Source organism: Herbinix luporum, assembly GCF_900070325.1.
GTDB lineage: Bacteria > Bacillota > Clostridia > Lachnospirales > Lachnospiraceae > Mobilitalea > Mobilitalea luporum.
The window spans coordinates 705,001-728,754 of record NZ_LN879430.1; the positions used below are offsets into that span (position 1 = coordinate 705,001).

Annotated in this window: 23 protein-coding genes and 1 rRNA gene (1 of these 24 only partly in view); 15 read left to right on the forward strand and 9 right to left on the reverse strand. The window is 32.7% G+C overall.

Going from position 1 to position 23,754, the window contains the following annotated elements; all coding sequences use genetic code 11:
• Positions 1-637, forward strand: a 23S ribosomal RNA gene (locus SD1D_RS03255) (it extends 2,263 nt beyond the left edge of the window).
• A gap of 159 nt (positions 638-796) precedes the next feature.
• Positions 797-1,264: a hypothetical protein gene (locus SD1D_RS03260; RefSeq protein ID WP_058257593.1), complete on the forward strand. Its 468-nt coding sequence runs from the start codon at positions 797-799 to the stop codon at positions 1,262-1,264.
• Between the two features lie 119 nt (positions 1,265-1,383).
• Here SD1D_RS03260 and SD1D_RS12115 read toward each other — a convergent pair whose 3' ends face one another.
• On the reverse strand, positions 1,384-1,548 hold the full coding sequence (locus SD1D_RS12115) for a hypothetical protein (protein WP_157893089.1): 165 nt from the start codon (positions 1,546-1,548) through the stop codon (positions 1,384-1,386).
• A 29-nt stretch (positions 1,549-1,577) separates the two neighbouring features.
• Positions 1,578-1,745 (reverse strand): hypothetical protein, encoded by a 168-nt coding sequence (locus SD1D_RS12120; protein ID WP_157893090.1) that lies wholly within the window; start codon positions 1,743-1,745, stop codon positions 1,578-1,580.
• Positions 1,746-1,869: 124 nt separating this feature from the next.
• Here SD1D_RS12120 and SD1D_RS03265 point away from each other — a divergent pair, with 124 nt between their 5' ends.
• Complete coding sequence (locus SD1D_RS03265; RefSeq protein ID WP_058257594.1) at positions 1,870-2,412, forward strand: IS1/IS1595 family N-terminal zinc-binding domain-containing protein; 543 nt, start codon at positions 1,870-1,872, stop codon at positions 2,410-2,412.
• 15 nt (positions 2,413-2,427) lie between these two features.
• On the opposite strand, the gene SD1D_RS03270 is transcribed toward SD1D_RS03265, so the two are convergent.
• The 4 genes from SD1D_RS03270 to SD1D_RS03285 are packed head-to-tail and all read right to left on the reverse strand — an operon-like array spanning position 2,428 to position 4,999.
• Positions 2,428-3,144, reverse strand: a complete 717-nt coding sequence (locus SD1D_RS03270) for a hypothetical protein (RefSeq protein ID WP_058257595.1) — start codon at positions 3,142-3,144, stop codon at positions 2,428-2,430.
• Positions 3,141-4,097, reverse strand: coding sequence for an ABC transporter ATP-binding protein (locus SD1D_RS03275; protein ID WP_058257596.1), 957 nt, complete (start codon positions 4,095-4,097; stop codon positions 3,141-3,143). The genes SD1D_RS03270 and SD1D_RS03275 overlap by 4 nt, the downstream gene beginning before the upstream one ends.
• 1 nt (position 4,098) lies before the next feature.
• Complete coding sequence (locus tag SD1D_RS03280; protein ID WP_058257597.1) at positions 4,099-4,779, reverse strand: SPASM domain-containing protein; 681 nt, start codon at positions 4,777-4,779, stop codon at positions 4,099-4,101.
• Positions 4,748-4,999, reverse strand: a complete 252-nt coding sequence (locus tag SD1D_RS03285) for a hypothetical protein (protein WP_058257598.1) — start codon at positions 4,997-4,999, stop codon at positions 4,748-4,750. Before SD1D_RS03285 ends, SD1D_RS03280 begins: the two co-directional genes overlap by 32 nt.
• A gap of 543 nt (positions 5,000-5,542) precedes the next feature.
• On the opposite strand from SD1D_RS03285, the gene SD1D_RS03290 reads away from it, so the two are divergent.
• The 4 genes from SD1D_RS03290 (at position 5,543) to SD1D_RS12130 (ending at position 7,068) form a co-directional block, all read left to right on the forward strand.
• A complete protein-coding gene (locus tag SD1D_RS03290; protein WP_058257599.1) occupies positions 5,543-5,887 on the forward strand; it encodes a DUF6054 family protein in 345 nt (114 codons plus the stop codon).
• Positions 5,888-5,926: 39 nt separating this feature from the next.
• Positions 5,927-6,088, forward strand: coding sequence for a hypothetical protein (locus SD1D_RS12125; RefSeq protein ID WP_157893091.1), 162 nt, complete (start codon positions 5,927-5,929; stop codon positions 6,086-6,088).
• An 82-nt stretch (positions 6,089-6,170) separates the two neighbouring features.
• Entirely contained in the window at positions 6,171-6,746 is a 576-nt protein-coding gene (locus SD1D_RS03295) for a hypothetical protein (RefSeq protein ID WP_058257600.1), read from the forward strand.
• A 172-nt stretch (positions 6,747-6,918) separates the two neighbouring features.
• Positions 6,919-7,068, forward strand: a complete 150-nt coding sequence (locus SD1D_RS12130) for a hypothetical protein (RefSeq protein WP_157893092.1) — start codon at positions 6,919-6,921, stop codon at positions 7,066-7,068.
• Positions 7,069-7,143: 75 nt separating this feature from the next.
• On the opposite strand, the gene SD1D_RS03300 is transcribed toward SD1D_RS12130, so the two are convergent.
• On the reverse strand, positions 7,144-8,634 hold the full coding sequence (locus SD1D_RS03300; RefSeq protein WP_058257601.1) for a methyl-accepting chemotaxis protein: 1,491 nt from the start codon (positions 8,632-8,634) through the stop codon (positions 7,144-7,146).
• A 339-nt stretch (positions 8,635-8,973) separates the two neighbouring features.
• Here SD1D_RS03300 and SD1D_RS03305 point away from each other — a divergent pair, with 339 nt between their 5' ends.
• A complete protein-coding gene (locus SD1D_RS03305) occupies positions 8,974-9,300 on the forward strand; it encodes a hypothetical protein (RefSeq protein WP_058257602.1) in 327 nt (108 codons plus the stop codon).
• A gap of 75 nt (positions 9,301-9,375) precedes the next feature.
• Here the strand turns inward: SD1D_RS03305 and SD1D_RS03310 are convergent, their stop codons facing one another.
• Together SD1D_RS03310 and SD1D_RS03315 are read right to left on the reverse strand one after the other, a co-directional pair.
• Complete coding sequence (locus SD1D_RS03310; RefSeq protein ID WP_087758744.1) at positions 9,376-11,499, reverse strand: endo-1,4-beta-xylanase; 2,124 nt, start codon at positions 11,497-11,499, stop codon at positions 9,376-9,378.
• Between the two features lie 252 nt (positions 11,500-11,751).
• Positions 11,752-12,747, reverse strand: a complete 996-nt coding sequence (locus SD1D_RS03315; RefSeq protein WP_058257603.1) for a LacI family DNA-binding transcriptional regulator — start codon at positions 12,745-12,747, stop codon at positions 11,752-11,754.
• A gap of 352 nt (positions 12,748-13,099) precedes the next feature.
• On the opposite strand from SD1D_RS03315, the gene malQ reads away from it, so the two are divergent.
• The 7 genes from malQ (at position 13,100) to SD1D_RS03350 (ending at position 23,750) form a co-directional block, all read left to right on the forward strand.
• Complete coding sequence (malQ, locus tag SD1D_RS03320) at positions 13,100-14,632, forward strand: 4-alpha-glucanotransferase (RefSeq protein WP_278319663.1); 1,533 nt, start codon at positions 13,100-13,102, stop codon at positions 14,630-14,632.
• Positions 14,633-14,654: 22 nt separating this feature from the next.
• Positions 14,655-16,991, forward strand: a complete 2,337-nt coding sequence (locus SD1D_RS03325; RefSeq protein ID WP_058257605.1) for a glycogen/starch/alpha-glucan phosphorylase — start codon at positions 14,655-14,657, stop codon at positions 16,989-16,991.
• 65 nt (positions 16,992-17,056) lie between these two features.
• Entirely contained in the window at positions 17,057-18,367 is a 1,311-nt protein-coding gene (locus SD1D_RS03330) for an extracellular solute-binding protein (RefSeq protein ID WP_087758745.1), read from the forward strand.
• Positions 18,368-18,571: 204 nt separating this feature from the next.
• Positions 18,572-19,969 carry a carbohydrate ABC transporter permease gene (locus tag SD1D_RS03335; RefSeq protein ID WP_058257606.1) on the forward strand — a complete coding sequence of 466 codons (1,398 nt, stop codon included), beginning with the start codon at positions 18,572-18,574 and terminating at the stop codon, positions 19,967-19,969.
• On the forward strand, positions 19,969-20,826 hold the full coding sequence (locus tag SD1D_RS03340; protein WP_058257607.1) for a sugar ABC transporter permease: 858 nt from the start codon (positions 19,969-19,971) through the stop codon (positions 20,824-20,826). Before SD1D_RS03335 ends, SD1D_RS03340 begins: the two co-directional genes overlap by 1 nt.
• A 38-nt stretch (positions 20,827-20,864) precedes the next feature.
• Complete coding sequence (locus SD1D_RS03345) at positions 20,865-22,586, forward strand: alpha-amylase family glycosyl hydrolase (protein WP_058257608.1); 1,722 nt, start codon at positions 20,865-20,867, stop codon at positions 22,584-22,586.
• Positions 22,587-22,871: 285 nt separating this feature from the next.
• The gene (locus tag SD1D_RS03350) at positions 22,872-23,750 is read left to right on the forward strand and encodes a metallophosphoesterase (RefSeq protein ID WP_058257609.1); all 879 of its coding nucleotides are present in this window, start codon (positions 22,872-22,874) and stop codon (positions 23,748-23,750) included.
• Positions 23,751-23,754 lie beyond the last annotated feature (4 nt).

The window sequence follows — 23,754 nt, forward strand, 5'->3', positions numbered from 1 at the left end:
CGAAAGGGTATCGGAGGCGCTCAAAGGTTCCCTCAGAATGGTTGGAAACCATTCGCAGAGTGTAAAGGCATAAGGGAGCTTGACTGTGACACCGACGGGTGGAGCAGGTACGAAAGTAGGACTTAGTGATCCGGTGGTATAAAGTGGGATTGCCATCGCTCAACGGATAAAAGCTACCCTGGGGATAACAGGCTTATCACTCCCAAGAGTTCACATCGACGGAGTGGTTTGGCACCTCGATGTCGGCTCATCGCATCCTGGGGCTGTAGCAGGTCCCAAGGGTTGGGCTGTTCGCCCATTAAAGCGGTACGCGAGCTGGGTTCAGAACGTCGTGAGACAGTTCGGTCCCTATCCGGCGTGGGCGCAGGATATTTGAGAGGATCTGACCTTAGTACGAGAGGACCGGGTTGGACAAACCGCTGGTGTATCGGTTGTACTACCAAGTGCATGGCCGAGTAGCCAAGTTTGGCAGGGATAAACGCTGAAGGCATCTAAGCGTGAAGCCTCCCTCAAGATAAGATATCCCATTGCAATAAGCAAGTAAGACCCCTTGAAGACCACAAGGTAGATAGGACAGAGGTGGAAGTGTGGTAACACATGTAGCTGACTGTTACTAATAGGTCGAGGGCTTGACCTAAATAGGTTTTTACAGAGTGGATGAAATCATTTTTATGTGTAGTATTTTGTCAATAAAATGATGACAGAAAACCTTAAAAGTTTTCTGTTTTTTTGTATACTAAATTTGTCAAACTTCTTTTTACTTATACACTGTAAAGCAAATTTAAGAGGAAATACCATGGATAAAAAAAGCAAATTTGAAAAGTATTTTAAAATAATAAAACCATACTATAAAATAATAGATGGTTTTTCATTAAAGTTTATTCCCATGTTTTTAGTTTTATCTTTTTTAGCAAATATAATTATCAAGATACTTTTACAAAAAAATTACACTTCTAAAATTACTGATTTGATTATAATGGTGATTGCTATTCTTATAAGTCTCCTATGGACAAGTCTAGTGTTAAGAACTAATTATTCAATATTTGACAGGCCCTTAACAAGATATATAAAAAAACAGGCATTAACACTTAGGGGTGTTGCAATAATTATATTTTGTTTAATTAAACTTATAGGTTTAGGAAGGAGATTTACTAACTTAATTATTGTAGAGATCATATTTTTCTTTTGTATCCTTGTACTGGCAATATCATTTATTATTATAGCTTCAATAAAAACAAGAAGACCCATACGAGAGAGGATATAATCGCAGTTTAACTGTATTTACATATATATATACCGGTTTTAGACCTATTACATAGGTAAACTATAAAAAGGAGCTGTCTTAAACAGCTCCTAATTTATTTTGTCTAATTTATTTCGATATTAACCCATATATCTATTTGCTTTGTCTAGTATTATTTTATTATAAGCTATCACTTCTGCTAATAGCTTTTTAAGAGTTGCTATATCATCAGGTTCATTATTGATTCTTTCAATAACTTGGTTATATTCATCATTAAATAACTCAAGTAATTTTTCATTTCTCATTTTGTCACTCCCTAAAAAGTTTGATGGATTTAATCAGTTACATAACTAGTTCCAGCAGCACTTGAAGATGCGGTAGCACTTGAATAAAAAGCTGCTACTGAAAAAGCTAGACCTCCGGTTGCACTACATCCTGCTAAGCAACCTGAAAGACAGAGGGTTGCACATATTGTTGTACATAAAACACCATTACAAGCCATATTCTCACCTCCTTAGAGATAAATTTTCTGTTAACTTAAAAATGAAAATGAGACCTGAAACACTTCTGGTATAATGGAAATTGCCAAATCACCATTACCTCCCAGAAAGGAGTGCTTAGGTCTCATGGCTATTATACCATTAAATGTCGTATGTCCAAGATGTTTTTCAAAAAATCTTTACCGTTTTGGCAAGGATAATGAGGGATTTCAAAAATATCAGTGTAAACAATGTAAACGTCAGTTTGCACCTGATAACCCTTCCTTCAATATGCGTTCCAGACGTCAAAGGAAATACCCTGATTGCCCCGCTTGTGGTAAATCAACTTTTCTTCATCATGACTATACTTATTACTCAAACTTCCGTTGCTCTGATAAAAAATGCAATCATTCTTTTAAAGTTCCTAAGCTGATTAATGTAAAGCTTCCTTCTTCTGAATTTAAGCCTCAAAATTTTTCTTTTAAGGGTATGCGACATCCACTCTTTATTGTACTTTGTGCCTTGAATTACTATTTTTGTGATAACTCAACTACTCGTAAAGTTGCCCAAACCTTATATATGGTTCATCAGGTTAAAGTTTCTCATGTCACCATTTCTAAATGGGTTAAGCGATTTGCACCTATATTTAAGATGATTGCTGAAAGCCATTTTCTCACCTCCATTAGTTAATTATTCTATCATTATTTATATATTAGTTATTTGTGATTTGCTTGTTTTTTTTACTAATATATAAGTAATTGTATTTATTACAACAGCTACAACTATTACTATAGCAATTGCTAAAGCTGTAGGTGTTCTTTCAATATATTTTATTGCCACATTCCACCCTCCAATAGTGAATGCTATAGGAAAAATCATACCAAATATCTGAGGATTTTTTATTACCCAGTATGTATATCCCAATAAAGATAAAAAACCAAATGCCAAGAAGGGCATAATAATAAATGCGGTTAAAAAGATTTCAAAGTTTATAATTACCGAGTATTCATACATGATATAGATGTAAAAATAATAAATTACAGTAGTAGTAATAAAAACAATATATGTCACGAAATAAGTTATAAACATTTTACCTATCCATAAAGTTATTTGATCCATTCCTGTTGCTAATAAAACATGTACTGCACTATCTAGTCTTTCCTCATACATTAACCTTGAGAGTAGGGTTGATCCTAAAAATGGTATACACATTATAGAGATATAGATAATAGAATAACCCAATAGGATTTCTTTGGATGCCTTAGGTAAATCGTTATTAGTTAATAATTGATTAGCCGCCATGATTTGCATAACCAAAACGAAAATAATAGTTCCGATAATATAAATAAGCGAACTACGTTTAATCTCAATGGCTTCTTTCCAAATAACGGCTTTTGTTTGGAAATTGCATATTTTGCTCATTTATCGTTTCCCCCAATCTTATGTAAGTATATGTCCTCCAAGCTCTTCTTATCGAAATATATTTCTTTAATAAATTGTTGTTGATTAATAAGATCTAAAGCAAGTTTATTTATCATTGCAGGGGTATGATGTGATACTTCTATTAATGAGGTATTGATAATATGTAAATTATTATATTGATCTTTAATATCTTTTAGTATCTTATCTTCAAGCGGATAATATAAAGATATAAAAATATTCGGAAGCTCATCTTGAATAGAAATACTGGCTTTATCGCTGTACTCTACTATTTTTCCTTTATCAATAATAGCAATTTTATTGCATAATGCATCGACATCTGCCATGTCATGACTAGTGAAGAGAATTGCTCTTTCCTTTTCCTTTACCCATTCCTTTAAGAAGTTAATAAGATCATGATGAGATTTTGTATCTATACCATCGAATGGTTCATCCAAAATCAGCAATGTAGGGTCATGCAATACAGCTAATATAATAGAAAGGCGCTTAGCCATCCCTTTAGAAAAGTTCTTAACTATTTTATCTCTTACGTCTAGTAAATTAACCTGATCTAAAAGATTTAATATCATATTTTTATATACGTTTTCATTATATCCAGCTAACTTTGCAGCGAACTCAAGATTTTCCCAAGCAGTAAGTCGTTTGTAAAGACCTAACCCTTCAAAAACAACTCCTATATTTTGCTTTTGTCCTTCTCTTGAATATATAGTAATTTCTCCATCATCTTTCTTAATAAGATCACATATAATTTTTATTGTTGTTGTTTTACCAGATCCATTAGGACCAATATAACCTAATACGTCACCGCGTTGAAGTTGAAAACTGATATCATTTAATACAATTTGTTTCCCATACTTTTTTTTAAGATTTCTAACCTGTAATATGTTCATATCTTTATGTATGATAGTAATAAAATCATACTCTCCTTTCTCCAAATTAGTCGTCCCATTTACCGGTTGATGGATTGTAATTGCATAATAGTTTGTCGCTGAGTTTATTATTATCTACAGCCAACTCAAGAATTGAGCAATCTTCGCAGATATATTTATATTCACAGGATTTACATTTGCTAACATGATTTTTTGTTTTTCGCCATAATTCATCTATTTTTCCATTACGAAATGGCGTTTTCCATCCCTCTTTATAGGTACCTATTATTCTATTTGACACTGGGCATACAGAAATATCACCATTTGGAGTAAAGGTTAATTTACCAAATAAGCAACTATTATATTTTGTATTTCTAAAGTATTTGTCTGCATTAAAATCTAATTTTTTTTCAATAGATTTACAATAATATTGATTAATTTGATTATTAATAAGCTTATAACTTTCAGCAATCTCTATTTTGTTTGGTAGAATAGTATTATATTTATGTAAAAGTTTGTCGTTCTTTCTGTCAACCAAAACACATATTTCTAATGATATCCCAATATCTAGTATGTTTTTTATGTTTTTATACATCTTATTCTCTAAATTTTTTCCATTTTTATCACCATATATTTTTATATAATCTAATACTGTAATACATAAAGTTATATCAAACTCATACACTTCATTTAATTTTTCCTGGTTAAGTTCATATTCATTTGTATTTATAACAAACCCATCTTTCAATAAATGAAATACAACTTTGTATTTGTTCAATTGGATATTTTGACATTAATTTTATTTTAATTTCTTCTGTATTATACTGTGGATACATTTCTACAATATCTTCCATTATATTATTTATTGGAATTATTGTTCCTGTAATACCATCAAAATAGTATTTACTACCATTTTCAGTTGTAAAATCTAATACATATTTCTTTTTATTATTAACAATAACTGCCATCTCCTATTGTAATGATTTGTAATCTAGGTGCACCATTACTTATATCTAGTTAAATATTATCATAAAAAACATTATAATAACATGACGTAATTGGAAAAAAAATGGCAAAACTTCCAATAACAGTTATAAACAACTCTATTTTTCTTTGAAACATTATGTTTATATATGGAAGATAGTTTATACGGAAATATTAAGGCTATACCTGGTAAAGAAGTTGATAAGTAATCTAGGGACGAGCGGATCTCTGTAGATTATATAAAGAAAAGTGAGGCTCTGTTAGAGAATGTTACAATAAGATATTACTTTACAAAGTTATACATGGGATAAGAGTACTCATATATCTTAGATGATTTAGTATTTGGGATAGTACTGTAAGTTTAAAAATTGATGGTAATATGAGGAAATAGTAGAGCAGGGATGATTATCATTTTATTTATGTTTTACTATTTTATAAATTATTAAAGCTCTTGACTTAAAATAGCAATATAAGGTAAAATCAACTAAGGTTTGCTACTAACATAGTATTTTATAAGGAGTTATAATATGGCAAAGTATGAAAAAAGATTAAGAGGAAATTTTGATGAATTACTTGGTTGGATACACAAAGATATTTCAAATGGCAGTATTTCTGTAAGTTATGAAGATGGAAGTACCATATCTATTAATGATACTAAAATGGCTGTAAGGGTTTATGAAAGATATAGTATGACCGGTGGTAATCGTGTTAGTATGAACGTTACCGTATTAGGTGTGGGTAATGAGCTTTTTGTCTCAGCCATTACCTCAGGAGGTAGCCAAGCTGTATTTTTTAAATTCAATACCTTTGGTGAAGAATCATTTTTAGATTTATTTATCGACTCTATAGAAAGTTATATAAATAGAAAATAATGAAATTATAAAATTAGAGCTAAATTTTGTATTTGATTTATGGAGGATGGAAAATTATATTATGAAAATGAGGATTATCAAGCAGCTTTAGAACATTTTATAATTATAAAAGATAAAATGGGTTCAAATACAGATTTAGATTATTGGATTATTTTATGCTATAGAGCTTTAGGTATACCGGATGAGGCAGAAGTTTTTTAATGTTAGGAATGTTAGAGAGCAAAACATAAAAGAAAGCGGAAATCTATTATATAATTGCTAGTAGGAAAGAGGTGTTATAAAAATGCCTTCCTCAATGATACATCTATTGGCGGCATATAAATATGATCCAAAATCATCAGTAGCTTTTTTTATTGGGAATATTGTCCCTGATATAATTAGTGAATGGAAAGAAAAAGATAGAAGTCATTTTAGAGATAGAAAAGACAGGCTTAATGCCTTAAAAGAATTGGCTAATACTATTAATATAAATAATGATTTTAATAGGGGAGTTTTGCTCCATCTATATTTAGACTATAAGTGGGATACATATCCGATGAAGAAGTTTAAGGAAGGATTTGAGAAAGATACTTGGTTTAGGCCATATAGATATGAAATAAGTCTAGCCGGTGCATGGTTATATCACAATAGAGATTGGAGTAAAGATTTGTGGGAAAAAATTATTTCATGTCCTATGACATCATATGAAAATAATTTTGGATATGAAAAAGAGGATATATATAATTTTTTATCTAGAAGCTATAAATGGCATAGGGATAATAAAATTGGCCCTTCTTTATTTTTTACACCTGACTTTATTGAGGTTTTTACCGATAATGTTGTTAATGAATTTAAAGATTGGTTAGATAATTTTAAATAAGCCTTATTTATTAGCGGAATCATGTAAGTGGATTTGTAAGGTAAGCGTGTTTCTTTGATATAATCATAGAAACACGCTTATTATTTTTAATAACTCCTGACTAAAATAAAAAAATAAAATTAATGCAATAAAACTGACAACTTGTGCATTAATATAATGAACAGGAGGAAAGATGATGTTATTTTTCGGCATAAGCACACCACATACCTATAATACAGAAGCTGAAATTTTAGATCAATATATTTATCGCATTTCCAAGGGGGATAGAAATTCCCTTGGTGTTTCGTTTGCTAAATATGTAAAAAGGCTCCTTCCAATCTAGAATTATATATCAATTCTTGACTAGAAAGAGTCACTTTTTACTTAAGACAAACCTCTATTAAACTACCATAATTTATCAGCTTGTTTTATCATTTTCGTTCATGATATCTGATATAGTTGCTAATTCTTTTTGAATAGAATTTACAGCAGATTCGGCTTCTTTAACAATTTCAACGTTATTAAGACTATTATTATAGTTCTCGGTTACAGAAGCTGTTACTTGTTGACTGCTTGCAGATAGTATATTTACACTGTCTACGATTTGACTGTTTGCTTCTAATATTTCAGACATCATTGAATCCATTTTTTCTATATCTGTTTTCATCCTTTGAAACTCGATTTGGAGACCTTCAAATTCTTTAGTTGTACTATCTATGGTTGTACTTTGTTTATTAGATATCTCCTGATTTGATACTGACTTTTCATATACAGAGAGTGATATCTCTGATAGCTCGTTCAAAATATTTGTTATATCTGATGTGGCATTATTTATCTGACCAGATAATTTTCTTATTTCTTCTGCTACTACTGCAAATCCCTTTCCAGCCTCACCTGCTCTAGCTGCCTCTATAGAAGCATTTAAAGCCAGTAAGTTGGTCTGACTTGATATGTTTAGTATAATATCAGTAATATGTTTCGCTTCATCTGCTTTTGATAATAATGTATCAGCAGAGTCTTTCATGTTCTCGCTGGATTTAGTTGAAATATCTGCGTCAGATTTTAATTCTTTCATTTTATTTGAATTAGCTTCGATGGCCTGATTAATAAGGTTTTCAATATTAACCAATTCACGAGTGACATCATAAGTTTTAGAAATCATATTCTGTATACGTTGTGTCATCCTTGATTGTTGTTCAATTGATTCTATATTTACTTGATTACCATTAGATATATCATTCATTGCGTGGCAAATAATATTAGATGTTTCTGAGACACGTTCCATAACCTCATTTAATACTTCTACATTCTCCTTAATTTGCCTTCCCGCTTTTAACATATGATCTGCCAATTCTTTATTTCGATTGGATGTTAATTGGATTGCCTGTGTGTTCTCCTCCATGAAAGCAATCAATAATTTTACTCCTGTGGTTGATAACATAAAAACTATAATACTTATAATACCCTCTATCATTATACTGTCTGAAATAGAAAAATCAGCTGCTGATAACATCATAATAATTTTGATTATATTAGATAATAGGAAAACAGAGCTTGTTCCAATCATAATCTTTTTATCCATATAAAGAACTAATGAAAAAAGTATAGGAATCATGATAGGATAAGTACTGTTGTTAACCGAAGTAAAAAGAATAAAAGAATATGTAAAAGAAAATACTATTGAAATAAAATATTTCAAATAACTGGACCATTTTTCGTTACGAATTATTACAATGCAACCTATTAAGTGAAACAATACACAGCAAATTGGAAATACACTAATCCATGCTGATATTGGTAGAATTGAAAACATCAACTGAGAAAGAAGTCCCATAATCAGGAGAAAAGATGTCAGTAAGATAATTCTAAATACTATTTTGTTTACTCTTCTTGTTTGTTCAACTAGCATAATATATTACCTCTCATTTATATTTTATACAGTATATATAACATAATTCGACAAAAAATTCAATTCAATATTGTGAAAATAACAAAACAAGATAGAAAATGATTAAAAAAGTCATTGTTATTTATTAAAGTGACAGAATATACCACAATTACCATTTGATGGCAATTAGTTTCATTAGATATTACTTTCTATATAGATACCATTTCCATCTATCATAAACTGCAAAATTTCTTTAGTATTTGGAAAAACTAGTTTCAAAAATTTGTTTATTAATGTTAGAATATTATTAACTTAAGTTTATTTATGAATTTTATATTATATTAAATGGAGGATATGCAAATGAGAAAGAGATTAAAAACATATTTAGAATATCTAGAAGCCATAGATTTTAAGAAGTTATCAGATGATGAGAAGACTACTTTAAAGGCAAATATATTAAGGCAAATAGGCTTTTTTCAGCATGAAAGATTAATTCACCTAATAGTTACTCTTGCTATTGCTTTTTTTACTATATTGTTTGTTTTTGGCTCTATGGCCTGGGAAGCTGATCTTATGTTTTACCTATCTGGAATATTAATTGTTTTGTTGTTTTTTTACATACGCCACTATTATTTTTTGGAAAATGGTGTACAAAAGCTTTATGAGTATTATGATAAGTTTAAATAACTAGAATAATTGTGAAAATCTATTACTTTTAATAATAATAATAAGGGGGTACTGTATTACAGTACCCCCTTATTATTATTGCACAAGTTGTCCATCATAATAAACTTTTACTATAGGATTGGTAAGTGTATCATAACTGGACCAGTCTTTTTTAGCAAACCGAACATCTGCTACGAATTTACCTTGACCGGCTTCTAATGTTGTATTGCTATCAATGGTAAGAATTAGGCTTTGATTTGTAATTTCACCTTTTGTTTTATCTGTAAGAGGTACATAAAATGGATTAGTATTTAACTGTAAAGCTGCATGATCACACCATAGATTTTGTTCTTCATTGCTCATACCGTCAGCTGTAAAAACTATCTTTACTTTCGATAAATCAATAGTACCACCCTCTGCAGTTAAGGTATAGTTTTGACTAACGGTGTTGCCGCTATTTGAAGTTTTTACAGTTACGACCGGTCTGGCATCCCCAGGAGCCGGAGTTACTGATGGTGTTGGGGTAGGTGTCACTAAAGGAGTAGGTGTAGGAGTTACCAAAGGAGTAGGAGTTATAGTAGGTGTCCCATCCTTATAATCTTCTATAATTGAATAGAAAGCAGGTTTTGCTTTATAATCACCATCAAAGAGTAAAGGATATCCTCCTAACCAACTGGTTTTGTCAGTAACACCCCAGAATATAATAGCAGTAATATTCATTCCTTCTTTCTTTAATTCAACAGCCTTATTAATAAATGTTTTGTAACGGGCTGCCTGTGCATTTAAGGAATAAGAGTCATTATTAGGTTGTCTCATATCTATTTCGGTTAAATGAATTTCAAGTCCTAATTTATTATATTTTCTAACGGCTGTTTCAAACATATTGATACTAGGATATTCCATAGTCCAGTGTGATTGCATTCCCATTCCGTCTATTAAGTTTTTACTCTTAAGATTTGCCAGAATATCATAGATAAGATCGCTCTTTCTATCCTCATATTCATTGTAGTCGTTATAAAAGAGCTTACAGCCGGCCGGTGCATATTTTCTGGCATATTCAAATGCCTTTTCAATAAAATCTTTACCTACTGTCTGCATCCAAAGAGAATTTCCTGATGTTACATTATTGGATCCGGGATTACGCATACCGGTAGAAGTATTGGGATCAACTGCTTCATTTACAACGTCCCATGCATAAATTTCAACATCCGGATAAGTTTCTTCTATGAGATTCATTACATTTTTAATATAATTTTCTAATCTCTGAAGCATAACTTCCTTTGAAGCCCAAGGAGCTGATGAATCTTGAGAGTAGTTTTCCCTAAAGAACCAATCGGGAGTCTGATTATGCCATACTAAAGTATGACCTCTTACAGGTATGTTATATTTTTGTGCAAATTCAAATAATGCTCTGGCGGCTCTTAAGTTAACTTGAGGATTTACTTGATCCCCATCGTTTGCTTCCATATATGCAATTGTTGCGTCATAGTCTAAAACAGCATCTGGTTTTAGTTCATTACCAAAAGTAAGGCAATTATAGTGCTTTAATATAAGTTCTTTAGCAGGAGCGGGGCCTAATTCAGGCACAGTAGATGCCCCACCTACTAAAAAGTAATCACTGAATACATCTTTCAAACTGGGAATATCAGTTTCAATTTCAGGCAAGGTCGCAGGGACAGCCTTAAAATCATCAATATAAAAATCCATTAAATCTTGACTAGATGGGGAGTTTTTAAATTCAGTCTCTACATAGATATGTACATCTGTTGCATCGGTGGGAACAGTATATTCACCTTGTAAGAGAGTCCACTGTCCTTTATAAACAGGTGCTGTTTTAATATTCATGTACCTGTCATCTACCCCGTCATTATACTGAAGTTGCAAGCTAAAATTCTGTGTGTTGGAGTAAGAATTACCTACATACTTGACGTAAATGCTGAAGTTATAAGTTACCCCAAGTTCTAGTTCATCGGTCTTGTCACACATGGGGCCGTTCCAAGTCTCTGTGCGGTTAGTTACTTTAACACTTTGCTTTCCTGAGTAAGCCTCTTCTGTACTCAGTTCAACTATTTCGTCTTCCCCTCTGGGGCCCCATCCGTTCAAATCAGTCTCAAAGTCATCGTAAATTAATGTTTCAGCTGCTTTTGGTACCGGAATCTTATTTACTGCCGGTAGGATTAGTGCACATACTACTAGAAAAGCTAAAATCTTCCGTTTCATATTTTTACCTCCTATAAATTTTTTGTGTATGTCAAGTAAAAGCCATACACTCTATTACAAAAGATTACATAAAATGGAACCTGTCATTATTATAATATAAAATGTCTAATTATGGAAGAGTAAAAAAGATGAAAATTGAAAAATTATGGTTTAAAATAGAAATAAATAAGAGCCTTATGATCTGTAATAGTATTTTAGATTATCTATTACAGGCTAAAGCTCTTTATTACACGAATTGTTATTAATTTTTTTTTAGTATTTTGCAGAACCGGATGATTCCCTGGTTATAAGTTTTGCTCTTAATAATAACTTACTGGTCGAAACACCGTGTACAAGGCCATCCAGCAATAAAAAGGCGCTTTTTCCCAAGTCACTCCTATCTTGCCTAATGGTAGTTAAGGCCGGGGATAACTGAGAGGCTATGGGTAGATCATCAAATCCTACTATGCTGATATCATCAGGAATTTTTAACCCATGTTTTGATACTTCTGTCATTACACCGGTAGCAATAAGGTCGCTGGCACACATAATAGCAGTAGCACCCTTTTTTAAAAATGATGGTACATGATCCTTAGCACAGTCCGGTACATAGTATCCATATTGAATTAATTCTTCTTCCGGTACAAGGCCATGCTTTATCATACTATTAACAAAGGCCTGTCTACGTTGTTCAGATACCATAGAATTTTTTGAACCATTTAGGAAGGCGATTTTTTTATGTCCCAGTTTGCAAAGATGGTTAACAGCCAAATCGATACCTTCATAATTATCCGTTCCTACATAGCCTACATGGGGATTTCTTTCGATATAATTATCAAGCAAAACAGTAGGGAAGTTTGTTTTGTTCAATTGTTTAACCCAATCGTCATGTAAGGTAAAGCCCAATAAAAAAGCTCCACTGAAATTATTTCTTAACATATAGGTGTCATATTTTTCTTCAGTTTGCATATTCAGATTTGTAGGAACCACATGAACATCCCATTTTCTTCTGGCAGCAGCTAATTTAAATCCAACTATAATCTCATAGCCAAATTGGTCTATATTTTCATAGTCCATATTTTCTATTAAGATACACACTTTTCTGTTGCCTGAATCTTTCATCTTCTTAGAGGTATAACCCATTTCAATGGCAGTATCTAATACAAGCTGCCTCATTTCTTCGCTGATATCACTGGCGTTATTTAGACCTTTTGATACAGTGCTTACAGCAATCCCTAATTTATTTGCAATGTCCTTTATTGTAACCATGGATTATCCCTCCCAAATATTCAATCCATTTATTTTATAGATTCCTATCTTATAAGTATCATTATTATAAAATGTTAATTTGTCAATTCTGATTAACAATTTGCGAAAATTACGAAAAAATACATCATAAAGATTATAATGCTTATAAATTTAAAAATCAATAACTATATTTAAAAATATTAAAAAATGCTAAAAATAAGCCATATAATGCTTCTATATCTACAATATTACTAATTTAGTGCTAATATTTTTAAAAAAATATTAAACTTAACCATAAGTGATTGACAAAGTTTAATTTGGATGTTATTGTATTTATATAGTTTCGAAAATTTACGAAAATAACATATTAATTATAGAGAGAGCGTGCAAAATGGAAAAGATTACATATAGCAAGAGTTATTTAAATAGAGGTGCTGGAATCTTACTTCCCATTAGTGCATTACCATCAAATTATGGTATAGGCACCTTAGGAAAAGAAAGTTATAAATTTGTTGATTTTCTTACGAGAATCGGATCTATATATTGGCAGGTACTACCTATAGGACCTACCAGTTATGGGGATAGCCCTTATCAATCCTTTTCGGCATTTGCAGGCAATCCTTACTTTATTGATTTGGATTTCTTAGTAGAGGAGCAGTTATTAAAGAAAGAAGAAATAGATGCCTACTTGTGGCAGGTATCTGAAGATAAGGTCGACTACGGATTAATATACAAGAGCAGGTTTAAGATTTTAAAAACCGCCTATTTAAGAAGTAGTCATAAGAATAAAAAAGAATATTTGGATTTTTGCAAAGATAATAGATATTGGCTTGAAGATTATTGCTTATACATGGCTGTAAAAACCCACTTCGATAATCATGAATGGCTTTTATGGGATGATGATATTAAAAATCGAAAGCCGGAAGCAATAGAAAAATATCAGGATTTACTGCAGGATGAAATTAACTTCTGGGCTTTTGTGCAATATAAGTTTTATGAGCAGTGGAACAAGCTTAAAGCCTATACCAATAGTAAAGGAATTCAGATAATAGGTGATATTCCTCTTTATGTAGCAATGGATAGTGCTGATGTATGGGCACATCATGAACAGTTTGAATTGGATGAAAGAAAGAATCCTATTAATGTGGCAGGTGTTCCGCCGGATTTGTTCTCAGAATATGGTCAAAGATGGGGTAATCCCTTATATCGTTGGGATGTTATGGAGAAAGATGATTTTACCTGGTGGAGAGAAAGAATGAAGGCTTCAGCCGCACTTTATGATGTTATTCGTATTGATCATTTTATAGGAATGGTTAACTATTATTCTATTCCGGCAGAAAATGAGACAGCTGTTAATGGTTGCTGGAAAGAGGGTCCCGGCAGGAAGCTTACAGATATTATCATGGAATCCATTGGAGAAGCAAAAATTATAGCAGAAGATTTAGGGGTTTTGACCCCCAATGTCATAGAGCTTATTGAAGAGACAGGTTTTCCCGGAATGAAGATTCTGGAATTTGGTCTAGATGGTCCCATAGATAATCCTTATCTATTACATAATTTTAAGACTTCTAATGTAGTTGCATATACAGGAACCCATGATAATGAAACCCTGGTAGGTTATTTAGAAAAAAAGAATCCTGATGAGTTGGAGTTTATATGTAAGTATTTTAATGGGAAAGTCGAAACCTTGCCTGATACTATAATAAGAGCATTATATGCCAGTGTTGCAGATGTAATTATCGTACAGATGCAAGATTTACTAAAACTAGATAACAGTGCAAGAATGAACTATCCCTCAACCATCGGTGGCAATTGGCAGTGGAGGCTAATGACTAGCCAGTATGAATTAATAAATGAAAAATCACTCTATGAGCTGGCTTATCTCTATGGCCGAATTAATACATAAAATAAAGATTTAGGAGGCAATAATGGATAACGGATTTAAGAAAAATGTAGAGCTAATCTTAGAGCTAGATTATGGTAAGTCTATCAAGGAGGCAAGTAAGGTTGAATTATATAATGCAGTTTCTAAAGCTGCTATGAAGCTACTTGATAAAGACTGGGGATTAAAATCTAATAAGAAGAAAGTTTGTTATCTTTCTATGGAGTTTCTGGTTGGCCGTATGATATACAGTAATTTGTATAATATGGGGCTCTTAAACCAATTTGTTGAATTAATGACCGAGCACAATATTGACATCCGTATATTTGAAGACATCGAGGATGCTGCTTTAGGAAATGGCGGCTTAGGAAGACTAGCTGCATGCTTTTTGGATTCGGGAGCAACCCATGGCATAGTTTTAAATGGATATGGAATCCGCTATAAGTATGGCTTATTTAAACAGGAATTTGAAGAGGGGTTTCAAAGGGAGTTGCCTGATGACTGGCAAAGGTTCGGAGATCCTTGGTCAATCAGAAGGGAAGAGGAAAAGATTAGGGTAGACTTCAAAGACCAATCAGTATGGGCTGTTCCTTACGATATGCCGGTTATCGGATATGGTAAAAAAACCGTTAACACCCTTCGGCTTTGGCAGTCAGAGCCTATAGAGGCCTTTAATTTTGAACTATTTAATAATCAGCAATATGATGAAGCTGTAAAAAACAAAAATGAAGCAGAGGCAATTTCCAGTCTTTTATATCCAAACGATAGTATGGATGAAGGGAAAAAACTGCGAATTAAGCAAGAATACTTCTTTACCAGTGCCACTTTACAGGATGTTATCAAAAAGTACAAAGAAAAATATGATAAAGACTTTAGCAGCTTTTCTAAGGAATATATATTCCAATTAAATGATACCCATCCTGTACTGGCTATACCTGAACTTATCAGATTATTAGTAGAAAAAGAAGGGCTGACATTTGCTAAGGCACTTCGTATAGCTAAAGAAGTCTTTGCTTATACAAATCATACCATTATGGCAGAGGCCTTAGAAAAATGGAATGTGTCTTTAGTTGAAGAAGTGATACCTCAGGTATATAAGTACATAGTTGAACTAAATGATGAACTTATAAAAGAGCTGACTTTATTTGGTGTTGTATCTTCAGAAGAGCAAAAGAAGTACTTAATTATTGACGATGATACTATCCATATGGCCCGTATAGCCATATTCGTAAGTAGGTCCATTAACGGTGTGGCAAGATTACATACTGAGATTCTTAAAAATGATGCCCTACATGAGTGGTATCAGTTGTATCCTAATCGTTTCAATAATAAAACCAACGGAATTACCCAGAGAAGATGGCTTGCCCTTGCCAATATGGAACTGGCAGGATTTATTACAGATAAAATAGGTAGTTCCTGGACTACAGATTTAGATCTTCTAAAAAAACTAGAGAATTTTGCCGATGATCAGGCTGTAATCAAGCAGTTTGATGAAATAAAACAGATTAAAAAAAGGCAACTGGCTGATTATATCCATAAACATGAAGATGTCAAAATAAATCCTGACTTTATATTTGATATACAGATAAAAAGGCTTCATGAATATAAACGTCAATTGTTAAATGCTTTTTCAATCCTCTACATATATTATGGGCTTAAGGATGGTAGTATAACAGAGTTTAATCCTACGGTATTTATATTTGGAGCAAAAGCAGCTCCGGGATATTACAGGGCCAAAGCAATAATTAAGTATATTAATGAAATAGCAGAAATGATTGCGGCAGATTCCGAGGTAAATGATAAGCTACAGGTGGTATTTGTAACTAATTATAATGTATCTTATGCAGAAAAACTTATACCGGCAGCAGATGTATCAGAGCAAATCTCAACAGCCGGCACAGAAGCTTCAGGAACCGGCAATATGAAGTTTATGTTGAACGGAGCTGTAACTCTTGGAACTTATGACGGAGCTAATGTTGAGATTGTGGAACAGGCGGGTATAGAGAATAACTATATCTTCGGAGCAAGAGTAGAAGATATTGAAAAAATCAAAGATACTTACGATCCTGTAGAAATTTACCGAAACGATTTAAGAATAAAGAGAGTAATTGATACTTTGATTGACGGAACTTTTGATGATAAAGGTACAGGAATGTTTAAGGAACTATATGACTCATTATTAAAAGGCACCGACTGGCATAGGCCAGATCAATATTACTTATTACAGGATTTTATATCCTATTGTGAAGCAAAACTACAAGTAAATAAAGATTATTCCGACCTTATGACATTTAGAAAAAAATGCTTTATTAATACAGCCAATGCAGGTAAATTTTCCAGTGACAGAACCATTAAAGACTATGCAAGGGAAATATGGAATTAATATGTTTTTACATATTTATTCATAAAGGAAAATCTTATTGTAATTTTTAAAGGGAGGTAGAGATAATGAAAAAAAGCAAAAAATTTATAGCACTATTTATGATGACTATTATGCTTATCTCAAGTCTGGCAGCTTGTGGTAAGAAAGGTAAGGACGAAGCTACAGATAGCCAAAATAACAGTGAGCAGACCGATAATCAGGGACAAAATAATCAGGAGGATAATAAAGAAGAAACAAAGGTTGAGGATGTAACCCTAAAGGTATGGGGACCACAGGAAGAGCAGGATTTATTGAAACAAATGACTGATGCATTTGCTAAGGCTCATCCGGAATATAACATCACATTTGAATTCGGTGTTGTATCAGAAGAGGAAGCAGCTACAGAGATAACAAAGGACCCTGCTGCGGCTGCAGATGTATTTGCTTTTGCTTCAGACCAAACTGCTAATTTAGTTAGTGCCGGTCTCTTATATCCAATAACATTAAATATTGATGCCATAAAAGCTGCTAATTCAGAGCCTTCTATTCAGGCGGCAACAATCGACGGACAGCTATATGCTTATCCTTTTACACCAAATTCCTGGTTTATGTATTATGATAAGAGCAAATTTACAGAAGATGAAGTACTTTCCCTTGAGAAAATGATGGAAAAGGATCTTGGAGAAGGGGTAAAGAACTTCTCTGTAGATATCAATAACGGTTGGTATCTGTCAGCATTCTTCTTTGCCGGAGGATGTACCTTATTTGGTCCCGATGGAAAGGATCCTAATACTGTAACATTTAATGATGCAAACGGTCTTGCTGTAACCAATTATCTGATTGATTTGGTATCTAATCCTAAGTTTTTAGAAGAGGATCAAGGTAATATTTTAAATGCCTTTGCTAACGGTACACTTGGTGCAGCTTGCTCAGGTACATGGAATGCAAAAGCAATAGAGGAAGCCCTAGGAGAAAACTATGGTGCAACTAAACTTCCTACTATCAATATTAATGGGGAAGACAGACAGTTAAGCAACTTTGCAGACTTTAAGCTAATAGGTGTTAACTCCCAGACTAAGCATCCTATTCCTGCAATGGAGCTGGCTGAGTTCTTAACCAATGAGGAAAATCAAAAACTTCGTTTTGAAGTAAGAAGTATTGCTCCTACCAACTTGAATTTGGCATCTGATCCTGTTGTTCTTGAGAATCCTGCGGTAGCAGCACTTAGCTTACAAACATCATTCTCAACATTACAATCATCAATACCTCAGATGGCAAATTATTGGGTTCCGGCTGAATCTTTTGGTAATGAGCTTATAAGCGGAAAAATAACAAAGGATAATGCTCAAGAAAAACTTGATGTCTTTGTTAACAGTATTTTGTCATCACTAAATTAATATAGCTATTAATAGGCTTGTTTACTTACATGAAGTAGTTTATATATAATTGATATTATATCCTATCTAATGTTTTGTTTTATAAATTGTATACAAGTACCGATAATTAATTCGGTACTTGTATACAAAAATATCTACGCATCGGCTAAGTACTAATGATGATGTTTTTTTTAGATTTGAACCATATAAATCGGAGGGAATAGTGTGAGAAAGAATAGAAAAAGTGTAGAGGGAAGGAAAGAAACTGAGAAAAGAAATTCAATAGGAAAGATATTTATAAAAGGAGATTTACTTACAAAACTATCATTCCTAATTATGGGTGCTTCTAACCTTTTCAGAGGGCAAATCATAAAAGGACTCTTGTTTCTATTTATAGAACTTGTCTATCTGTACTATATGATAACTGCCGGAGCCTCTGCATTGGTTGGACTTAGAACATTGGGAACTAAAACACAGACTATGGTAATGGATGAAACCCTAGGTATTTTTGTGGTTCAAAAGGGAGATAACTCCATGCTGATTTTATTGGCCGGTGTTGTGACTATTTTTGTTTCTGTGGTCTTTTTGGTAGCATGGAAGGCTAACCTTAATGCAGCAAAAGAAGCACAAGAATTACAAGAACAAGGGAAAAAACTTCCCAGTTTTGCCATGGATCTGGCCTCATATTTTGATAAAAAGTTGTATAGAACTCTAATGGCCCTACCTTTAGTGGGGATCCTACTTTTTACTGTATTGCCTTTATTTTTTATGATATTAATAGCATTTACTAATTTTGATAATGCTCATCAGCCACCGGGTAATTTATTTACATGGGTTGGCCTGGATAATTTTAAGACACTTCTATTATCAGGACAGAAAATTGGCAAGACATTTTGGCCGGTCTTGGGCTGGACAATTATTTGGGCAATACTTGCTACATTCTTAAATTATATCGGTGGAATTTTACTGGCCTTATTAATTAACCGTGAAGGTACTAAGTTGAAGGGTATGTGGAGAACTATATTTGTTATTTCTATTGCAATTCCGCAGTTTGTCTCCCTACTGGCTATAAGGCTAATGCTAAAAAACGACGGCCCTATTAATTATCTTCTTCAAGAAATGGGTATTATCGGGGAAAAAGAATTTCTACCTTTTTTATCAAACCCTACTTGGGCAAGAGTTACCGTAGTAGTTGTAAATCTATGGGTTGGTATACCATACACTATGTTGGTGGTTACAGGTATCTTAAAGAATATTCCGAAAGAATTATATGAAGCAGCAAAGGTTGACGGAGCCAATCCTTTTGTAATATTTGTAAAAATAACAATGCCTTATGTACTATTTGTTACATCACCATATTTGATAACTCAGTTTATTGGTAATATCAATAACTTTAATGTTATATATTTCTTAACAGGCGGAGGGCCTTTAAGTCTAGATTACTATCAGGCAGGAAAGACGGATTTGCTGGTTACATGGTTATATAGGCTTACCACAGGCAACACTAAAGATTATTCATATGCATCCGCCATAGGTATTATTGTATTTATGCTATCGGCCACTTTTTCACTAATTACATATAGGTTCACCTCATCATATAAACGGGAGGAGGAGTTTCAATAATGAAAACACATAAGAGTAGTAAGATAAATAAAGTAACTAAAAATATTTTTTCTCATTTATTTTTGCTTATACTATCATTAATATGGCTCTTTCCGATTTTTTGGATTGTTATAACCTCCTTTCGTGGTGAACGAGGATCATTTACCCCATACTTTTGGCCTAAATCATTTACAATCGATAATTATGTTAAGTTATTTACCGAAACACAACAGTTTTATTATGCCAAGTGGTTTATGAATACCTTGTTTGTAGCAATCTGTTCATGTATTTTATCTACTTTCTATGTTTTGGGAATATCATATTCTATTTCAAGATTACGTTTTAAGATGAGAAAACCTTTCATGAATGTGGCTTTAATATTGGGAATGTTTCCAGGGTTTATGTCAATGATAGCGGTCTATTATATTTTAAAGGGCCTTAATATAACCCAGTCACTACTTTCCTTGATTTTAGTTTATTCAGGAGGAGCCGGCTTAGGTTTCTATATTGCTAAGGGCTTCTTTGATACTATACCAAAAGCTATAGATGAAGCTGCATGGATTGACGGTGCCACTAAGTGGAAGGTGTTTACAAAGATTACCATACCCCTGTCTAAACCAATTATTATATATACAATATTGACATCCTTTCTTGCACCCTGGACAGATTACATATTTGTAAGCGTTATAATGGGAGATAACTATGATAAATATACCATTGCCTTAGGATTATATAAAATGTTAGAGGATGAATTTATTACGACCTGGTACACTAGATTTGCGGCGGGGGCTGTTATAGTATCCATACCTATATCTATCTTGTTTATTATCATGCAAAAATACTATGCTGACGGTGTAACCGGAGCAGTAAAGGGTTAAGGTTTTCATGGCAGTAAAATTAGAATGGAGAATTTTGTATGAAGTTCCTTAAATATCTTGGCTTTATCATAATTTTAATGTATGCTTTAATTGGATGTAATAAACACCTTGAAAAGACTGAATCAGAGCAATTAAATGAGGAGCCGACTATGAAACCTATAGAGCAATCAGAAAACACCCAGACTATAACAGTGCCTGAGTATAAGTACCGTCAAAAATTAAATATAATTGACGATAATTATCGTACATATTATGAGGTGTTTCTATATTCATTTTATGATAGTAACGGAGATGGCATCGGTGATATTAATGGTTTGATTGAGAAGTTAGATTATATCAATGATGGTAAAGAGGATAGTGACACCAGTCTTGGTTTTAACGGAATATGGCTTATGCCAATTATGCCCTCTGCTTCTTATCATAAATATGATGTCCAAGATTACTATGATATAGATCCGGAATACGGTACTTTAGATGATTTTAAGAAACTTGTTGATGAATGTAACAAAAGAGGAATTAAACTTATTATTGATCTTGTGATAAATCATACTTCAAATATGCATCCATGGTTTGTATCGGCTCTTAAAAGCTTGAATATAGACCCCTGTGGACAGGAAATATGTAGACATGAAAAATTATGTAGGGAACATAACCCTTATGTGGACTACTATAACTTCGTAGAGGGTAAGCCGGATAGAAGCGATTACTATCATACGGGGATAGGTGATTGGTATTATGAAGGAGTCTTTAGTCAGAATATGCCCGACTTAAATCTGGCTAATACAGATTTAAGAAAAGATATTGAAGACATAATGAAGTATTGGCTTGATTTTGGCATAGGTGGCTTTAGGCTTGATGCGGCACTGCATTATTTCTCCGATGATACGGAAAAAAATTGTGAAGTTCTGTCATGGCTAAATGATTTTATAAAGAGTTATAATGAAAATCATTATATGGTAGCCGAGGTTTGGACTAATTTTAGAACATTCTCCAGATATTATGCCAGTAATATTGACAGTGTATTTAATTTTGCTTTTGCAATGGAAAGTGGAAAGATTACAAAAACTTTAAATTATAAAGGTTTCGAAAATACGGCTAAGGCATTTGGAGAAGCAATGATACAGGTTCAAAAAGTACTGGATCAATACTCTAAAAGTACTATAGATGCTCCCTTTTTCACAAATCATGACACAGCTAGGGCAGCAGGATACTTTATGTACGACCCGGTTAAGACAAAAATGGCTGGCGGAATGAATTTAATGATGAGTGGAAATGTTTTCGTTTATTACGGTGAAGAGCTTGGTATGAGCGGAGCCGGAAAAGATGAAAATAAGAGAGCACCTATGTATTGGTTTGATGATTATAAGAAGAATGGTATGACAAAAGGTCCTAAGGATATGGATAAGGTTGACCATCATTTCGGATCTTTTGAAAAGCAGATGAAAGATCCCCTATCGATTTATAATTATTATAAAAGGGCAGTTCGTCTCCGTAATGAGAATCCGGAAATAGCCAGGGGGATAATATCGTACATGACAGAAATTTCAGATCAAGATATCTGTGCCATATCCAAGACCTACAAGGATAGTACAATCTATATGTTATATAATATTTCAGAAGAAGAAAAGGTTGTAACAGTACCAAAGAATGCATATACATATAAGGATATAAGAGGATACTTAAGTGCAAATGGAGAAGAAGTGACACTAGATGATGATAAAGTAACTTTGCCGGCTTATTCCATAGTAATTCTAAAATAAAATTACATAATTTAGTATATAAAGACACCTATTTAGTTTAACACTAGGATTAGCACTACAATATATTCTAGAGGCTTATTCTAAATAGGTGTTTATTTATATCTGCTTATAAATTTTCCTAGCTAAAGCTAAATCAAATAAATCATTTAATTATTTAGCATAAGAAAAATACAAAAATTTACCTATATTATATATTCGTTACATAAAATTTGAAATATAAGCAATATATGGTATACTTATACATAAGATTATAATTTAAATTTAAAAAGGAATAGAACTATAAATATGAATAAATCAGATACAATCAAAAAAAGAATAGTAATTAGAGTTCTTGCATTAGTCTGTTTAATTGTACTTCTAATATGGATTTATTGGGGAAATAATTCAATTGAAGTAAGCCAGCTAAGAATAGAAGATAAGTTGATACCAGAATCCCTTAATGGTTTTACTATAGTTCATATCTCTGATTTACATAATAAAGAATTCGGAAAGCAGCAAGAAAACTTACTTAAAAAAATTAAGGAAGCAAAACCTGATTTAATTGCAATAACAGGAGATATTATTGATTCAAGAAGCACTGATATCAAAAAGGCCTTAGACCTGATTGAAGGAGCAATTAAGGTAGCACCTATATATTTTGTAACGGGTAATCATGAAGCATGGGCTGAGGAATATAAAGACTTAAAAAAACATCTAGAGCAAACAGGAGTAATAATACTAGACGACAATATGGTAAACATTCTTGAGGGTAATACAGCTATACAATTAATCGGTCTTGCTGATCCGGATTTCACAGTTAAAAGCGATTTGCTTAATGAAGTAAAAGCAATGGTTAACACAAAGTTGCAGAATATGGTTAGTACAGAAGCCTCTTATAGAATTTTACTTTCTCATAGACCTGAATTAATTGATGTTTATGAAAAAAACTCTATTAATTTAGTATTAAGTGGGCATGCCCATGGTGGACAGTTTAGGATACCATTTATAGGAGGGCTTATAGCCCCGGATCAAGGCTTTTTTCCAAAATATACAGAGGGCTTGTATAGGGTTGGAGAAACCAAACTGATAGTTAGTCGAGGACTTGGAAATAGTATTATACCCTTTCGAATTAATAATCGCCCTGAATTAGTTGTTATAACACTTACAAATATAAAGGAAAAGTAATTTA

Coding starts and splice junctions, on each gene's coding strand:
- SD1D_RS03310 (WP_087758744.1), bottom strand. CDS start 11,499: ATGAAACGGAAGATTTTAGCTTTTCTAGTAGTATGTGCACTAATCCTA.
- SD1D_RS03300 (WP_058257601.1), bottom strand. CDS start 8,634: ATGCTAGTTGAACAAACAAGAAGAGTAAACAAAATAGTATTTAGAATT.
- SD1D_RS03305 (WP_058257602.1), top strand. CDS start 8,974: ATGAGAAAGAGATTAAAAACATATTTAGAATATCTAGAAGCCATAGAT.
- SD1D_RS03315 (WP_058257603.1), bottom strand. CDS start 12,747: ATGGTTACAATAAAGGACATTGCAAATAAATTAGGGATTGCTGTAAGC.
- SD1D_RS03285 (WP_058257598.1), bottom strand. CDS start 4,999: ATGGCAGTTATTGTTAATAATAAAAAGAAATATGTATTAGATTTTACA.
- SD1D_RS03325 (WP_058257605.1), top strand. CDS start 14,655: ATGGATAACGGATTTAAGAAAAATGTAGAGCTAATCTTAGAGCTAGAT.
- SD1D_RS03345 (WP_058257608.1), top strand. CDS start 20,865: ATGAAGTTCCTTAAATATCTTGGCTTTATCATAATTTTAATGTATGCT.
- SD1D_RS03340 (WP_058257607.1), top strand. CDS start 19,969: ATGAAAACACATAAGAGTAGTAAGATAAATAAAGTAACTAAAAATATT.
- SD1D_RS03330 (WP_087758745.1), top strand. CDS start 17,057: ATGAAAAAAAGCAAAAAATTTATAGCACTATTTATGATGACTATTATG.
- SD1D_RS12125 (WP_157893091.1), top strand. CDS start 5,927: ATGGAGGATGGAAAATTATATTATGAAAATGAGGATTATCAAGCAGCT.
- SD1D_RS03270 (WP_058257595.1), bottom strand. CDS start 3,144: ATGAGCAAAATATGCAATTTCCAAACAAAAGCCGTTATTTGGAAAGAA.
- SD1D_RS03260 (WP_058257593.1), top strand. CDS start 797: ATGGATAAAAAAAGCAAATTTGAAAAGTATTTTAAAATAATAAAACCA.
- SD1D_RS12115 (WP_157893089.1), bottom strand. CDS start 1,548: ATGAGAAATGAAAAATTACTTGAGTTATTTAATGATGAATATAACCAA.
- SD1D_RS03295 (WP_058257600.1), top strand. CDS start 6,171: ATGCCTTCCTCAATGATACATCTATTGGCGGCATATAAATATGATCCA.
- SD1D_RS03290 (WP_058257599.1), top strand. CDS start 5,543: ATGGCAAAGTATGAAAAAAGATTAAGAGGAAATTTTGATGAATTACTT.
- SD1D_RS03350 (WP_058257609.1), top strand. CDS start 22,872: ATGAATAAATCAGATACAATCAAAAAAAGAATAGTAATTAGAGTTCTT.
- SD1D_RS03265 (WP_058257594.1), top strand. CDS start 1,870: ATGGCTATTATACCATTAAATGTCGTATGTCCAAGATGTTTTTCAAAA.
- SD1D_RS12130 (WP_157893092.1), top strand. CDS start 6,919: ATGATGTTATTTTTCGGCATAAGCACACCACATACCTATAATACAGAA.
- SD1D_RS12120 (WP_157893090.1), bottom strand. CDS start 1,745: ATGGCTTGTAATGGTGTTTTATGTACAACAATATGTGCAACCCTCTGT.